Raw genomic sequence first — 16,519 nt, 5'->3', positions numbered from 1 at the left:
AAGTGGTCATCGAGGGCTTGCGTAAGCTCTACAACGAGGCGCGTCCGCACTCGAGCCTCGGCAAAATGACGCCGGGAGCGTATGCCCGAATGGTCGGCAACACTACAACCCAGGGACCCACCCTCAAGAATTGAATGGTCCGAAGAATGCCGGCAGGTCACAGCCATCTAGTTCCCCCTTTAAGAAATCAACTTTGCCAATCACACTTTGACAGCAAATTTTATCATCAAGCACAACAAACAAACTTGACCTACTAATCGTAAAAGAATTATATACAATCAATCCTTTGAAATAACGACGGAGGTCGACCCATGCCTATCACGCAAGGACAAAAGATTGAAGACAAATTTGACGGCGACAAGCTGTACTTACTCACAAAAGAAGGCAGAACAGAAAAGAAAATCATGACAGAATTGGGGATTAAGTCAAAGTCCACATCAACAACCATCTTATCAAAATCATGAGAGAGAAGAATGAGGTGTTCGTAATCAAAGGGAGTTCGACCAGAACAAGGAGCAGCTCCCCTGTTTATCGCGGAGGCAAGATCGTTATTACGGCGAACATGCTCACGGGGTTCACGTTCGCGGAAGGCCAGAAATTGTCGATTGAAAAGACCGACGAAGGCTTGAAGTTGCAGCTGAAGGAATAGCAGCACAAAGAATTGCTCTTTTAGCAGGGCCAGAGTTGTTCTGACATTTCCGGCCCTGGCCCTGCTTTTGTAGGACTTTAACCACTGTTACCGGCGTGAAAGACACGCGTCTGCCCGGCTCCACTCAATGATTTTCGCTAGTTATCCCTTGTAGCGGTCTAGGGTTTCTTGGACAGTTTCGCCCTGAAAGTTATGCCGCCCTAGCGACCTCGGCTTTCTGCTTTTCCCTGACCTGAGCCGGCGATCTGTAGCCGTGCCGACCAATCCGCCACTTGCGGTTGTAGGTTTCCTTGAAGGCCAAAAGCGCCAGCCGGAGTTCCTCGACGGTCTGGAAGCTGCGAATCCAGAGAAGATTTTCCTTGAGGATACGGACAAAGCGTTCGGCGATGCCGTTGCCCTGAGGCTCGCGCACGTAGGACGCCGAGTCCTTGATGCCGAGAAAGGCGATCTCCTGCTGGAAATCATCGGCGATAAACTGGCTGCCGTGGTCGTGCCGCAAGGTCAGCCCCCGAGCCACATCCTGGCCGAAAGCCCCAAAACTGTGACGCACACCCTGCCGGATCGGCTCCAAGGCCTCGAACCGCGTGCCGCGCTTGGCGGCATGGATGCCGACCAATTCCAGCGAGCAATGATCGATGGCGAAGAATATGGCGGCGTTGCCTTCCGCGACGGTAAGCGTTGCGGTCATGTCCGTGCCCCACATCTCGTCCACCCGCTGGGTCTTTATCGTCCCGTCATGGGCCTTGGGACCATGGGGCCGGCCAGGTCGCTTGTAGGCCGAGAGCGCGTTTTCGCGCATGAGGCGCAACGTCCGCGCCGGGGAAGTCCTGATTCCTTTGTCCCGAAGGCCAGCCCAGACCTTTCGATACCCCTCGCCGTGAAAAGGGCTTTCCCGAATCTCGGCCTTGATGCGCTCAACCAGGACCGCATCGCTGTGCCCGCCTTGAGGGCCACGTCGTTTGGACGCAGTAGCCTCGACCGCGCGCCGACGTCGCCAATATACCGTGGAACGAGAGAGCGCCCAGACACGGCAGACCAGCGCCAGCCCGTAGTTCTTCCCTGTGGAGGCCGAGGCGGCTTGGCTCATTTCCTCGACCTCCCTCGGGCTAAAGGGCGGTTTTGCTCCAGCCGGGCGATCTTTTCGCGAAGCAACTCGTTTTCCTTGAGATTACAAAAATTTACTCAATCCGCCGCCCATCTATACTCGAAGACTTCAGCGTCTAGGGCAAGGGAACTATCGAGTTTTATTTTAACTTCCTTTCCGCCAGGCAGAAGGGGAAGCATGTTGAAATAGTTGCGAATTGCAAAGTTTATCCCAGCAAGGCATGTTTTCGCTTTGATCCAGTTCTGCGGACTAAATACTCTGTTGGCAGGTTGCGGCTCGTTCGCGGCTGCCTCTAGTGCCATATTGAGGCTGATGCCAGCGATTTTGACGATGTCGTCAATCATTTTAACACTTTCAGACTGTATGAGGCACTTGTCAGGGCTTGGAACGCGATCTGGTTGGTTATTTGCTATAGCAAAACACATTGATACACCATAAAGATGATGATACGGCGCATACGCTCGCATAGCCAAGAGCGTTTCATTAAGTCCAAGTGGATTCTCTTTCCCCCATGTCTGCATTATTGCCTGCATCCAGCGATTCAGTGCATTTATATTTTCAGGTCTATATTCCCGTTTAAAGAGTTGCTCGAAGTACTTATCAAATATTTTAGCTTCACTGTATGCTACATTTGGCCGCTGGGAGTGCCAAGTTATTAGATATTTTCCCAGTTCTGCAAAATCAACAACCCTTGACATATCCTTGTCAGCTGGTGCTAGTTCGCCTCTCTTTGTCAAAAAGTAGCCATTTGGATACTTCTGCTCAAAGGCGCGTTTCATATTTAAAACACGCTTGTCGTTACTGCGTAGATCACGCGGCTTAACCGCACTCTGAGAGTTAGTGCTAATGCTTATCTTATCTGCCCTATCCCTCTGTGGAATTTCGTAAAATCTGAACAAAACATTTGTGTCATTCAATGCCTTAACCCGTTCGCTGCAACTAAGAATCGTATTAAGTGACTGGCACCCATTTACAATACTTACACCGTGAAGATGAAGATTGTTGTCTTTTGTCTCTAGTCGGTTGCATATCGCTGTGATACCGTTATGAAAGAAAAAGAAATCTCTATGCCTGTCGCCATATATAGTATTGCGTATGCCCTTGTTTACAGAATTATTTAGCCCCAAGCTTTGGCGCACATTTTTTTGAAAGAGTGTCCCATCTTTTATTCCAGGAAATTTAATGCATTCAGAGAGAGGAACAACCGCAATTATGACTTGAGTCCCGGCCACATTCAAAGGAAGAACATTGCACTTACTTAGGTCAAGAACATGAGATAGAGTAGGGTTTTCACGATCGAGAGCCATGTCATATCTGCGGCGGATCTCATCTTCGTTAATAAGTCGGATCGAAGCAGGAAAGTCGTCTCTTCCGGAAATATCGGCGAGCTGCTCTTGAAATGTTGCCAAATCATTCTTTGCACTTTCAGTTAGAATGCCCGTAGTAAGTAATTCAAAGGTAACTTCGTATTCATCCTCTAAAGCGCGTGCGATCTCAGACAACTTACGTTTGAGCTTTTGATTGCCGACTTCTTGAAGCCTTACCAGGTCCCTCATCTGAATCCATGCCGCCAACACCTCACGTAGTGGCTCGGCATCCACGGATTCCGAAGCCAAAAACTTGCCTTGAATTACAAAAACAGTGGACTTGTCGTCATCGACGAAGATTGCATCAATTTGTTTATCATCAGGGCCATCAGTAATGTCGTCTTTAGCTTGTATCGGATCGCGTAAATGTACATTTCGAAGATACCAAGCCACAAAGCGCTGACCATCATTCGGAAAATTTTGCAGGTAATAATCCTGGATAATATCTTCCTTGATTCGGTTGTACATCGTATTGTTCCTTTCGTTGTTGATGCTTCTTCACAACCGTGACAATGGTTTATTGCCAACGTAGTTACAGCTAAAGCTTTTCAAACCTGACCGGATTGGTGGCCGTGATCTCACGGTGTGCTGAATGTTCCTGTATCCAAGAAAGTCTTGAATTAGCCGCTGTCTGCTCCCTGGTCGGCAAGGGCGAAACCGCAGGCATGGCGAAGTTTGCGGGTGAACGGGCAGGGGCAAGCCCGCAAGCTTACCGTAATCGCGAATCGTGAACTAGGCCGTCTTCGGCTCAAGGGGCCACGCCTCTCACTCACAAAAAGCGCCTCTGTATCTGATTTCATCTTCGCGCGTCCAGCAGCCCTACTGCTTGCTTTATTTATTCGCGTTCAACTCCTTGACCAACTTGTCAAACACAGGATGAACTTGAATGAGTTTGTCAAAAGCATCATCAAGTGGTTTAAGACAGTCATCAAGATCAGGGTATTCTTCGACAACTTTATTCGGGTCAAAGTTGAAGGGTATAGCCAAAGTTCCATCTTCCAGAACTATCACACCTGCCTTGCTTAATTCTTGATTATCAAATAAGGCTACTTTGTAGTAGGCCTTGATAGCCTTTTTATTCTTCCCATGGAACTCTTTTTCAGAATTAAACCGAAAACAAAGTCGACTTGACTTTGCGCCTATTGCAGGAGTTGTCCAATATTCGGTTTCGCTTGTAAGCCAAAGTTCATACCAAGCCAGACAGGCACCGGCATCATCCAATGGCCATTGCGGTGCCCTAAAAACAGTCTTGCCATCTTCATTTTCATTCCCGAGGCTATACACACCATCCCACCCATCAAGAGCATCAATACGATCCCTAATCCGTTCATTTATTGCGTTGAGTATTGTTGCATCCACATCTAACACAACAGAAGGCGCTTCTTCAATAATTTCGATATTAGCAATGACAAGTTTGCACAGTTCATCCGAGTATGCCATGCTTGCCTCTCTTAGAAATTTCTTATGTGTGAGAAGAATTGAGCAATCACTTGAAAACAAAATGAATTTCTTTCCATTTGGCCGCTTGCTCCTATGGCGCGTCTGAATTGTCTCGCTAAATCTCGCCAGCTAATTGAAACGACTTCGCCGCAGACACATATTTCACTTGGCCGTTTGCCGTTATTGGTCAAAAACAACACTCCCCACGGCCGTCCGCAGGCTTTAACTTTGGCAATATCAACATAGCGTTTGATCTGGTCGTTGGTTTCAGAGGCATAGATTTTGACCTCTATGAATAGCAGGAGGCTAGGCCCGTCGATTTCAATGTCAACACGACTTGCATCAATCCCAGAAAGACTTTCCGTATGCGTTTTATGGAAGATACCATTGGTTATACTTGGTTTAGGAAAATGTGACTTGGCTTGGTCCGGCATTTCGCCGTTCCAGACCATCTCAAGTAGAGAGTCCAGGAAAAGGTTCCCCTGACCATGGTCACCGTCACAATTGAGCATCCAAGCCAAAATAGCGCTATTTCGCATTTCGACTGTGCCTATCCCGGCAAGCCTCCAAAAATCGACATTGTTTCCGGCTTTGCGGTGATCATCGAAATATTTTCGGAATTGCGCAAAAAAAACGCTGCACTGCTCTTGAGACAAAGGGAATGGGTACTCCAATTTTGGCTTTTCTAGTAGACGGAGACCGGGATACGTCGAGAAGAACTGTCCCAACTTGCTTTTTTGTTCGTGTTCATGCGTGGCTGATGTAGATGATACTGATCGCCATTGTTCGAAAAATATTCGCCATTTTTCAATCTGTTCGGTTTTAGTCATAGATTCTCCTGTACAGAACGCTGAACGAAACGCAAAAAAAGTAAGCTAGTCCATGTCCTGCACCTAGCCTAACGCCAGCTTACTGCCGAGCATAGGCAATTCCCAATTAACTGAAAAGCATATATTATAATCGCTCTCCGTTCCTCAATGAGGCTAGCGCGCCAAGAGGTACTCCACCAATTTTATAATTTATCGTGTGTATTAATCGAAGTCACAAATCAAATACGTTCCGGGCAGCCCCTTGACAACACATTTCTCCCGTAACATTCGGACCAGTGAATGTGCATCGCTGAGCAGGTTAAGGATCTAGGCTCTGCGGTGGACAACGGCAAAATCCTCTGAATTGAGCGTAGTAAGTGTCACCAGGTCACCTGAAACTTTAATACCGAAAAAACATTGGTCCTTCTGGATTTTCCGTGGGTACCCGGGTTCAGGCCTGTCTGGGATAGAGGTCCAAGCCGCCGCAGAAAAAGTAGATAGCGGTCTTGAAGTGCTCCCGGTTGCGGTAACCGCACGCCCTGCGCTTGATGGCCATGATCTTGCTGTTGAGTCCCTCGGCCGCGCCGTTGGTGATCCGATGCCGGCAAAAGGTCAGGATGTTGTCCAGAGGCCAAGAGAGCATCTCCCCGACTTTGCACATTGGGGGTAAGTCTGACTTCCTCACCCAGGTCAGCCAGCGTTTCAAGAACCGTTTTGCCCAGCCGACGCTGAGGTAGTTCCACAACCCGGCCAGGCTTTCTTTCATCGCCCAGGCCTTGGCCACCTTCAGGTTCGTGGCCTCCAGGGCTTCCAAGGTCGGTCGGTGCTTGTCCGGCAGATTCTCTTCCCGATAAAGCCAGATGTACTTGGTGTCCTTGAGGCGTTCGTCTTCCTGGCGGAGCAGTTCGCGATGTTCCTGCCGGCGGACTTTGTCCACCGCCTGGCCCACGTGCTGCATGATGTGGAAGCGGTCGTGGACGATCTTGTGCGCCGCATCGGGTACGTGTTTGATCGTGGCCTTGAAGTATGGTTCCCACATGTCCATGGCCACGGCTCGGATGCGCTCGAGTTGCTGCGCCGTGAACTGCCGATAATAGTCCCCGAGGCTCTCAGTCTTGCGATCCTGGGCCACAAATTCCACCGTTCCGCCGAGCAGATCGCAGACCACGGTCATGTAGTCATGACCTTTGCGGAAGGCCTTTTCATCGATGCCAAGATACCGAGCGGGGGTTGATTTCTTCCTGGCTTGCCCTCGCCGGACGGCTCGATCCATGACGTTCCAGGCCTCATCCCAGCTGATCCGCATGAGCTGGCAGGTACCGGACACGGTGGCGCACTCGCGTAACACGTCAATGATCAAGCGCTCCATGAGCATGGTGAAGCGTCCCTTGGCCTCGGCCCAAGGCACCTTGACCTGAAGCACTCCGTGCTCAGGGCACTCCACGCGCGGAACCCGGGCATGAAGGAAGGTCTTGAACTGGCAGGTGTCGAGGTGACGCCACACCCGGGGCTCGGCATGATCCCGACAAGCCAGCTCGCGACCACAGGTCGGACAGCGCCAGCGGACACCGGCAGCATGATCAACATGGACATCCACCCGGCCTCCCGCCGTGTCCAACTCGACGTCAGCAACAAACCACGGGGCGCTCAGCCCCAGAATCCGAGAATACAGGTCCGTGTCCTTCATGGTCACCCTCCAGGGCTGACCATATCCGGTCATCTACCCACGGGAAACCCGGAAGGACCCATTTCATTCTCCGACGCCTGGGCAGCCGACTTTTCTCCCGTGTAGCCCTGATCCACAAAGGCTACGTTGACCGTGTCGCCGGTCGCTTCCTGGACCTTCGCGGCCAATTGGCCCACCTGGGTTCGATCCTGTTTACTGGCCGACGTCACGTGCGCCGACAAAAGGTTGCCCAAGGTATCGACGGCCATGTGCGACTTGCTGCCGCGCTTCCTTTTATGCCCGTCGTAGCCAGCCCTATGTCCGCCCTCGGGAGTGCTTCGCAAGGTGCGACTACCCAGAATCGTCGCCGAAGGCTGCTCCCTCTTGCCTGCCGCCAGGCGTAAAACCTGTCGCAGGTCCTGAGTGAGAAGGTCAAAGCAGCCGGCGTCAATCCACCTTAGAGTTTGCTGATGCACCGCCTGCCAGGGCGGAAAATCGTTTGGCAGCATCCGCCAGGGCGCTCCCGCCCGCACGATCCAACGAAAGGCGTTGAAAACTTCGCGCAGTTCATGTTTACGCTGTCCAGCATCTCCAGGAAGTAAGGCAAGATAAGGGGCGACGAAGTACCACTCCTCGTCGCTGACGTCCGTCGGGTACGGCTCACGGTGAGTCATCCCCTCTCTATAATCACTCCCGCAGGTTCATTACACCCTCTAGACAGGTCCAAAAAGACAGCTTCCATTGAAGCCTTCAATTAGGATTAACCACTAACACTTCGCCTATCGCAACCTTATCAACTTCATGACCTGTACAATATTTATACGGAAGTGGTCCGGCAGGATCTCTCAAATCGATAATACCGTTCCATGGGGATATTTTAGATGGATCACAACTTGGATCTAAAACAAGAAACTTAGCTATTTTTCCATCACAATCAGCTTCGTAACCGATTACAAGTACCCAATGCCTATCACCACCTACGAAGGTCAACGCCAATAGAAAAGGTGACCCATTGTTTATTACTTCAGCAAGTATTATATGTACATCGCTTCCCCCCCTTGCATCTCTTACATCTAGTGCAATACACGCTCGAAAAGATTCCTGAACAGCCCTTACGATATCCTCGACACCCAGACCTGTGCAAATCAAAAAGTCCCCATTGGAACCAAGAGCATTTACAAGCCTCCCAATCCTTGTCCGGCCATCTACTGTTTCTAAATTAAGAACAATATTCCTATCAATAAGGTTTCCAACTAAAAGAGCCATAAACAAACAGTATGCTCCGCAAGCACCATCTGCATCACCCTGCCTAAGATGCACATACTCCTGAAGAGCCTCATTGTAAACGAATCCACCATCCTCAACTTTTATGGTCAAAAGGCTAACATTGTTAAAGGCCACACCCCCTCCTTAAATCATGCCTAAATAACAGGGAATTATTCAAAAGGATCTAACCCACAACTCAAAAAACAATACTCCTAAAAAAGACAACCTTCCATGAATCATCCTCCTCAAGACGAATATCGACTCCTATCAATTATTTGATCTAATTTACTTTACACATCACCTACCCAGGATCAATTACCACCAGCCTCTCTCTCGCCCGAGTTAAGCCCACTAAAGATAATGCTGGTAATCGCAAACCCATTCGGATTGAATCTAGATACTCTAATCCAATGACAACCACAACTAACCAATCTAGTCCCTTCGCACTATGAACGGTTGAAACAGCCACCCTTTTAGAAGTTATGTCAAAATCTGCTTTTGAATAAGCGTCACGAGAAATTACGCCTGCCAAAAGGGCTTTTTCTTCCAGGGACCGCACCATCAACGAAGGCAGATAATGCCCCTCCCTGTCGCGCGTTGCTGCGAAAAGCACAGCCATTTCCGAGAGAGACACCCCCTCTTTGACATAACTTTGCAGTATCTGCGATGTCTTTTCAACGGCTTCTTGTGATGATTCTACCTTGAATACCAGTGGGATCGGACCATGCACACCCCTTAGCTGTCCCGCCACTTCAGTTTTGGCTTTGCCATCTTTTTTCAACCATTTGTTGACAAAATCAATAATTTCAATTGTATTTCGATAAACTGACTTCAATTCAAACTTTTGAAAATTAACGTCTAATCCCGACCCTTCCCAGGTTCGATGTGCCTGATAGATAGATTGGGCTTCATCCAATGTGATTGTCAGGATGCCCGACTTCTCATTAAGAAGCGCTAATAGCACCTTGAGCATCTCAGCCGTGAAGTCCTGCCCCTCATCCACCAGAATTGCACTATACCGAGGACCGGACATTTGCGCCGATTCCAAGGCCATTTCGACGACACTTGTATAATAATCAGCCTCATGGCCCTCATACTCGATTCCGATGTCGGTAAGCTCCTGGCAGAGCTCGTAGAAATGACGCACCTCAACCCCGGCCGGCCCCAGGGGAAGGCCTTGCTCAACCAGCAGGCGCTTAAGATAGCCGACTAGGCAGATATTGTAACAGACCATCAAGATAGGGCCGATGTCCGGGCGCGAGCGCCGCAGCAAGGCAGCTTGATGCACAAGCACAAGCGTCTTACCGCTACCGGCGGGACCGGTGACCAGGGTACGGCCGGGAGCGATACGCTGCGCCACCGCTTCCTGGGCACGGTCCAAGAGGGCTAATCGAATCTGGTCATTTTCGCGCGACTCCTGGTTGCCGCGCTGCGGCAAACGGATCCGAGCCACCGGGAAGAGGACATCACAAAGAATATCAATTTCCCTTCGGCCGGCAGCAAAGGGGAAAGGTGGCCTGAACATGTACAGCAGCCGACTGGTCAAGGCTTGTCCTGATGCGTCCATACTCAAATCGGAGCAGTGATGGATATCATCGAGGTACAGGACCTTATCGGCTGGAAAGATTTTGAGAAGACCGACCTCCTGGGCTTCGCTTTTGAAGATGTTGGCGAAAACTGCGCCATGTTGAACGGGGAGGGCGACCTTTCCAGCGTGAAACGGGTCACGGGAGAGAAGACGCCCATCCTTGTGGAGGGCGTCCATGATGGCCAGGGCATAATCCCTGGCCTGACGCAACGGATTGTCGCGCCGTTCGACCGTGCCACCCATCCGCAGGCGGACACCATGGGGGTCGGCTTCGAGGAGCTGTGACACGGCCCAATCCTTCACCTCAAAAACCACGAGGCCAATGTCGGGGTGAAAGACAATGAAATCAGGTTCGAAGCCACCGACATTCGGACCGTACCAGACCAAGAAGCGATTCCCCTTCCCGGTGGCATCATCCAGGAAACGGTAAAACCGCTCCTCTCCATCCGTGCGGAAGTCGTTCGTGCAAGCCGGAAAGAACTGTGCCATGCCCTCTGCTCCCCTATATGTATTTAGATAGGGCAAAGCATAGGCGTTCCCTGACATAAAGTGAAGCATTTCCCATAGATTCTCGGATTGCTGAGATTGGCATGGGTGACTCAGCCTATCGCAATCAAATCCCCCTCCTCCACAAATTCAGGCGAAATCGATCCGGCTCGGGCGAAGCTTTTTGCCCGGTTTTACTCTCGCAGCATCCTCTCCAGCGCCGACACGTCCCCGAGCATGCCGAGTATCTCTGCCTCGCGGCGGACTATCGCGAAAGCGCCAGGCGTGAGCGTCGCAAGGGAGGAAACATTTCCCGAGACCTCAGCCGGAGAGGGCCGGGCCATGTCCCTGTCCCACTAAGCTTCTGGATGAGCGAAGAATAAATAATTCCCGATATAAAGTGAAGACTTTCCCCTAGGATCCCTGACTCTTGAACTTGAAATAGTTGCCCCCGCCATCGCAATCAGGCCCCTCCTCCACACGGTCCAATGAACCCGATCCGGTTTGAACGAAGACCCTTGACTCTGCTTTCCTCTCGCAGCATCCGCACCAAGGCCGGAACGTCTCCGAGCAGGCCGAGAATCTCCGCCTTGCGACGGACCACTGCGAAATCGCCTGGAGTGAGCATTGCCAATGACGATACCCCTCCAATCGCCTCATAACCAAAAAACGCGGCAAAGGTTCTCTCGGCTTGCACCTTGCCCAAATAATTGAAGTGGACTTTGAAGGTAAAGCGCCGCAGGGAGGCCTGATCAAGGTGCTCCATCAGATTCGTGGTGCAGGCAAAGGGTAACGGATGGCGTTCCATCCAGGTCAGCATCTCGTTGACTTGCGTGATCTCCCAGCTTTGCTGGGCTGAACGGCGGTCCCGCAGAAGCGAATCGGCCTCGTCGAAGACGAGCATGACGCCGGATTCGCGGGCCTCGGCAAAGGCCTTGGCGATCTGCTTTTCGCTTCCCCCTACCCACATGGAGAGGAGATCGGAGGTCCGCTGCTGGCGGACCTCGAGTCCCAGGCATTTGGCCAAATGGCGGGCGAAAGCGCTCTTGCCCGTGCCCGGAGGTCCACTCAAGCATAAAGAAAAGGCACGGGATTGGCTCGCAGCGAGCCTTTTGACCAGAACCTCCAGATCCTGGTCGGCTGCTGCCAGCGTTGCATCAAAGGGATCCGGCGCCACCTCAATGAGCCGCTCCTCGTTGCCCGGCACGATCTTGGCCAGTCCTCTAACCAGTTGGCGGATCTCTTCCCCACCGCCCCCGGCGAGTTTGGCCCCGCGTACGGCGCTGACGGCCATGGATGGCGGCGCCTGAAACTCGGACGCGAGGGCGGAAACATCCTCTTGCGGCAGTTTAATGCCCTCCCTGGCCAGGATTCGTCGCCATACCCGACCTCGAACGGCCACGTCCGGGGTCCGGATTTCAAGAGCCATGGTCAAACGTCGAAGAATTGAGGGCTCGAAGGACTCAATATGGTTGCAGGTCCACAGAACCGGCCGCGAGTTGTCCTCCAGAATCCTGTGCGCATACACCCTGGATTCACCCCCCCAAAAAAAATCCTCCATCTCCTCCGCCAAAAGCACCGCGTCATCCTTCTCCGCCAGAAGAGTCTGAGACATACGCAGGGCCGAGATACGCTCCCGGCGTTCCATCTCCTCCCCATCCTCGTCGGCCTCGCCGACCACATGAAGGGCCACTCCGGCCTTGTGGGCCAGGACCTTGCAGAACTCAGTCTTCCCCGTGCCAGGGGGACCGTACACGAGGAGATTGACCCCCCGCTCGGCGCTGTTCAAGGCACCTTGAAGGATGCGCAGGGCTAAATCACGTTCCCTGCCGATATGATCGAAATCCTGCCAAAGAAGGTTTGGGGTGCAGGGGGGGCCCAGGAAAATGCGACGCATTTCCTTCTCAAGTTTCCTGGGGGGACAGACAGCGGCCATGGTCTTGTGGGATGTCTTGATAGCGAATTCACGTGCATAGGGCATATCGTCACAGAGGAGGCCTGACGAACGGAGCTTGGAGCCAGGTGAAAGCCGGCGATGGACTTCGTCGCGTGTTTTTAGCAGCACAGCGGCGATGACATGCACAAAATCAGCGCATTCGAAGCCAACATCAAGCAGGCTTTCCACGAGATTGCTCAAACGATAGAGCACACCCAATTCAAGGATATCAATTTCGAGGTTGTCCAGATGAAATGTGTGGCCAAGCGACTCGAGATTTTTCCTGAGGGTGGACGGGCTCCTTGGGAGCTCGGCTGTAGCGAACTTGTCTCTTAGACTCTTCCAGTCACCTTTGGAGAGTTTGTCCGAGTGTCTCCACCGTCGCTTCATCTCTCTGCCACGATCGAAATGGACACCCAACTGCCAGCCCTTGTCCTCGAGCCAATTGACCAGATCGCCCGCCAGTTCAGTGGTCGGTCCAAACCGTTTCAGCAGATTGCGGATCATCACCAAGGTGACGCCCTTAATGTAGCGCTCACTCATACGCCCCCCCTGCGCAGGTCTGCACGGGAACCCCTGGCTGGACCTGCGAACTTTCACCCCACTCTGGATACCAAAACTCCCAAGGCCACTCTCCAACCCCATGAACAGACTTCGGCGACCGCAAGCCCCCCCCCCCGAAACCAAGACACCGCCCTTTCCTACCCCCAGGTGAACACCACCCTCGACACTAGTCCTGACGCAAGAGCCGCCTCATTTCAGCCTTTTCCCAAACCTTCCGTGTATTCTCTCGCCCGAACTACCGTCCCGTCGGCCTTCAGACGCCTCATCGCCCCTTGCCCTGCGATGCAATCAAACCACGACCGTCGCATCCTGGGCCGCCTCGTGCTCCATCCGTCCGTCACATTGATACTCATAGGCGAACCGCAGCTCCCGCTTTTCCCGACAAAACCGGAGCTCAGATTGACTCACCCTCACCGAGATCAAACTCAACTTCCATATCATGCAGTCTTTACAGTACTTCATGGTGTCCATCCCCGTATCCCTCGCGTCCTGTTTCCTCGACCTCTCGATTTCATGGGTGGATACGTCGCGATCGTTCCAAAAAGTCGAACGGCAGTCTCTTTTAAATGGCCTGTTAGTTTTGATGGCAAATATTTTCCAAGGAAGCGGAGACGAAGTGAAACGGGGACTCCGAGGCGAAATAGGTGGATCGACCTGCCGGGATAGATCAGGGAGATGTGGTCAAGAAAGCTTGGGCACCAGCGAACTAGATGGCATGAAACCACCCCGAAAAAGGAGGAAGACTCACTCCTCTAGCCTGCCTAGAAAAGCTTGGCTGAGAATTCCAATAACTGGAACGCACCGGAGAGAGGAGGAACCATCTTCGTTAGAGTCCACGGAGGTGGTGTAAATTCTGGAGTCGTCCAGGCCGGTGGTAGCTCCAGCCTGGACGGGATGGGCGAGGTGGCCATCGGGTCAATTGGCTGTAAGGTGAAGTTGCGAAGCCGCACCTGCAACCAAAGGAGACCACGATGGCCGAGGACAGCATGGCATTAATCGAGCTGATGCAAAAGGCCGACGGCGGCGATTTTCTCCGTTCCCTGGCGGAAGCGGTCCAGCAACTTCTCATGGAGGCCGATGTGGATGGCCTCATCGGGGCCAGCCGCCACGAACGAAGCGCCGAGCGGGTCAGTTACCGCAACGGCTACCGGGACCGCAGCCTTGATACCCGCGTCGGCTCCCTGCAGCTACGCATCCCCAAGCTGCGCCAGGGCAGCTACTTTCCGCCCTTCCTGGAGCCGCGCAAGACCAGTGAGCGCGCCTTGGTGGCCGTCATCCAGGAGGCCTGGATCGGCGGCATATCGACGCGGCGCGTGGATGATCTTGTCCAAGCCATGGGCCTTTCCGGCATCTCAAAGTCCCAGGTGTCCAAGCTGTGCAAGGACATCGATGAACGGGTCCATGCCTTTCTTTCTCGGCCGCTTACGGGAGAGTGGCCCTACTTGTGGCTGGAAGCGACCTACCTCAAGCAGCGCGAGGGCGGCCGGGTGGTCAGCGTCGCCGCCATAATCGCCGTGGCGGCGAACACCGAAGGCCGCCGGGAAATCGTGGGGCTGCACATCGGCCCCAGCGAAGCCGAGCCGTTTTGGTCTTTTTTCCTCAAAGGCCTTCTTCGTCGGGGACTTGCCGGCGTGAAGCTTGTCGTCTCCGACGCTCATGAAGGCCTCAAGGCCGCCATCGCCAAGACATTCGGGGCCACATGGCAGCACTGCCGGGTTCACTGGATGCGAAACGCTTTGGCTCGCGTCCCTAAATCGCAGCACGCCATGGTTTCCGCCGCCCTCCGGCAGGCCTTTTTGCAGCCAGACGCGGCCAGCGCCAGTCAGACCTGGCGGCATGTCGCTGACCAGCTTCGCGGCAAATGGCCAAAACTCGCCAGTTTCATGGACGAAACCGAGCACGACGTGCTGGCCTACATGACCTTCCCGGCACAGCACCGGGTCAAGCTGCACAGCACCAATCCGCTGGAAAGGCTGAACAAAGAGGTGAAGCGGCGAGCGGACGTGGTCGGCATCTTCCCCAACGAGCAGTCCATCATCCGGCTCATCGGGGCCATCTTGCTGGAGCAAAACGACGAGTGGCAGCTGCAAAGCCGCTACATGCAGGTCGAGGCCATGGCCGAACTCAACACCCAACACAACGAGGCGCAGCCAGCCCAAATTCCACCCAGGGCAGCCTGACCGATTGCCACCTCAAGCACACCGGAATTTACACCACGTTGACGGACGTGACCCCATCTTCTTTGCCCTGGGAGAAACCAATGATCATCGGACAAGAGTTTTGTTCCTTGGAGCGAGAGACTGGCTCCCTGCTCATAGACCTGCGCGAGATTTACGGCTTCGATTACGGCCTGATCCGTCTCGCGTCCTGGGAAGGACACCTGCGCCTCGAACGAATGGAGGGGCATGGCTGGGTCCAAGATGACACGGCCCTAGATTATTCCTTTGTTTCTGATGCGATGGACTCCCTGCCTCACGATCACCCGATGCAGCACTTTTGCGAAAAAATTCCGCAGTGGGCCAAAGACGTGGTCCGACCATTTTCGGTTAACCAACTCCGCCTGCTGCGTATCCTGAGCATCAATCCGAAAGCCCAAGAACTGGCCGCAAGCTCTCCTGTCGTCTTCTGGCTCTTACCTGAATGCATGGGCGACTGTTCCACTCCGGAACTGGTTTTCGAACTGACAGGAATGCAGCGTAGTAAAATCTTGGGACGTGCCCTCGGAGATTCTTCGAAATCCCTGCTGCACTGCCTTGGAAAGCTGGATCATCTGGAATTCAGCTTGTTTGACCTCGAGTGCCTGCGTCTTCTGTTCGGTGACAGGGGATGGTTCGAACTCAGGCACTTCAATGCCTTGAACTGGCAGATCCTCAAGATCCTGACTCGACGGAGCAACTGGCTTGAGTACCAAAGCCTCAGATCTCTCGTGCAGACCTCGGAAGTCTCGGTGGCCCGCCACCGGCTCCAGGAGTGGAATCGGCTGACTGCGGATGTGAATCGTCTTGCAAACGCGTTGGGACTGCCAGATCCGAGCGAACGTCTGAAACGGCTTCGCAATAATACGGAACTGCGTCGACTGCATGATGTTTTGACCGCTAGGTTGAATCGCCAGCGGACTGTCGCGGTCGAGGCCCGATACCAGAAGCCATTTCCCTGTCCTCCCCTATCGGGCGACCTCGACATCCAGCCCATTACCAGCGTTGGGGAACTTCTCGACGAAGGATCCTCCATGCATCACTGCGTAGCGAGCTACATGGATATGATTTTCAGTGGCACTTGTTATATTTATAAAGTTCTTTCCCCAGAGCGGGCGACCCTGGAGATCAAGATTTTGCCTGACGGAAAATGCCGTATCAATCAACTCAAATTGGCCTGTAATGCAAAACCTTCCGTTGAAACGGCGGCCAGAGTTCGGTTCTGGATGAAAAATGCGTCCAATATGCGAATGAAAGACAAGATACAAGAGAGTCAATCCCTAGCCACGCCACCAACGGACTTTCATAGGCCTTTCCTTCCGTGAGGTTCGCCGGGAAGGGAAAATGAAAAAGCATGCATCAGCAAGGCCAAGTATACCCTGGTCAAGGCTTGTCATGGAAAAACAAGCGGCTTAAGATCAAGAAAATCAAGGACTGACGCTCGCCTC

Annotated in this window: 12 protein-coding genes and 1 pseudogene; 4 read left to right on the top strand and 9 right to left on the bottom strand. The window is 52.9% G+C overall.

Going from position 1 to position 16,519, the window contains the following annotated elements; genetic code table 11:
- The first annotated feature begins 2 nt into the window (after positions 1-2).
- Both C3Y92_RS21825 and C3Y92_RS21445 read left to right on the top strand, forming a co-directional pair.
- A complete protein-coding gene (locus C3Y92_RS21825; protein ID WP_129351731.1) occupies positions 3-134 on the top strand; it encodes an integrase core domain-containing protein in 132 nt (43 codons plus the stop codon).
- A 177-nt stretch (positions 135-311) separates the two neighbouring features.
- Positions 312-464: a hypothetical protein gene (locus C3Y92_RS21445; protein ID WP_165352097.1), complete on the top strand. Its 153-nt coding sequence runs from the start codon at positions 312-314 to the stop codon at positions 462-464.
- A gap of 375 nt (positions 465-839) precedes the next feature.
- Here the strand turns inward: C3Y92_RS21445 and C3Y92_RS08780 are convergent, their stop codons facing one another.
- The 9 genes and pseudogenes from C3Y92_RS08780 to C3Y92_RS08735 all read right to left on the bottom strand — a co-directional run bounded on the left by C3Y92_RS08780 (position 840) and on the right by C3Y92_RS08735 (position 12,855).
- A complete protein-coding gene (locus C3Y92_RS08780) occupies positions 840-1,736 on the bottom strand; it encodes an integrase core domain-containing protein (RefSeq protein ID WP_129351729.1) in 897 nt (298 codons plus the stop codon).
- Between the two features lie 95 nt (positions 1,737-1,831).
- Positions 1,832-3,589, bottom strand: coding sequence for an AIPR family protein (locus tag C3Y92_RS08775; RefSeq protein WP_129351727.1), 1,758 nt, complete (start codon positions 3,587-3,589; stop codon positions 1,832-1,834).
- A gap of 363 nt (positions 3,590-3,952) precedes the next feature.
- Positions 3,953-4,561 carry a hypothetical protein gene (locus tag C3Y92_RS08765; protein WP_129351726.1) on the bottom strand — a complete coding sequence of 203 codons (609 nt, stop codon included), beginning with the start codon at positions 4,559-4,561 and terminating at the stop codon, positions 3,953-3,955.
- Between the two features lie 11 nt (positions 4,562-4,572).
- Positions 4,573-5,391, bottom strand: coding sequence for a PDDEXK-like family protein (locus tag C3Y92_RS08760; RefSeq protein WP_129351725.1), 819 nt, complete (start codon positions 5,389-5,391; stop codon positions 4,573-4,575).
- A 430-nt stretch (positions 5,392-5,821) separates the two neighbouring features.
- The gene (locus C3Y92_RS08755) at positions 5,822-7,057 is read right to left on the bottom strand and encodes an ISL3 family transposase (RefSeq protein ID WP_129351724.1); all 1,236 of its coding nucleotides are present in this window, start codon (positions 7,055-7,057) and stop codon (positions 5,822-5,824) included.
- Between the two features lie 71 nt (positions 7,058-7,128).
- Positions 7,129-7,710 (bottom strand): annotated as a pseudogene (locus C3Y92_RS08750) (IS5 family transposase); the annotation flags it as partial.
- 76 nt (positions 7,711-7,786) lie between these two features.
- Complete coding sequence (locus C3Y92_RS08745; protein ID WP_129351722.1) at positions 7,787-8,437, bottom strand: hypothetical protein; 651 nt, start codon at positions 8,435-8,437, stop codon at positions 7,787-7,789.
- A gap of 166 nt (positions 8,438-8,603) precedes the next feature.
- Positions 8,604-10,379, bottom strand: a complete 1,776-nt coding sequence (locus tag C3Y92_RS08740) for an AAA family ATPase (RefSeq protein WP_165352096.1) — start codon at positions 10,377-10,379, stop codon at positions 8,604-8,606.
- Positions 10,380-10,839: 460 nt separating this feature from the next.
- Entirely contained in the window at positions 10,840-12,855 is a 2,016-nt protein-coding gene (locus C3Y92_RS08735) for an AAA family ATPase (protein WP_165352095.1), read from the bottom strand.
- A 992-nt stretch (positions 12,856-13,847) separates the two neighbouring features.
- Here C3Y92_RS08735 and C3Y92_RS08730 point away from each other — a divergent pair.
- Together C3Y92_RS08730 and C3Y92_RS08725 are read left to right on the top strand one after the other, a co-directional pair.
- Positions 13,848-15,056: an IS256 family transposase gene (locus C3Y92_RS08730; protein ID WP_129351716.1), complete on the top strand. Its 1,209-nt coding sequence runs from the start codon at positions 13,848-13,850 to the stop codon at positions 15,054-15,056.
- 80 nt (positions 15,057-15,136) lie between these two features.
- Positions 15,137-16,396, top strand: coding sequence for a PcfJ domain-containing protein (locus tag C3Y92_RS08725; RefSeq protein ID WP_129351714.1), 1,260 nt, complete (start codon positions 15,137-15,139; stop codon positions 16,394-16,396).
- Positions 16,397-16,519: the final 123 nt, after the last annotated feature.

This window comes from Solidesulfovibrio carbinolicus (assembly GCF_004135975.1).
Taxonomy (GTDB): domain Bacteria; phylum Desulfobacterota; class Desulfovibrionia; order Desulfovibrionales; family Desulfovibrionaceae; genus Solidesulfovibrio; species Solidesulfovibrio carbinolicus.
Note: the sequence above shows the minus strand (reverse complement) of the source record. Positions and strands in the feature narration are given on the sequence as shown.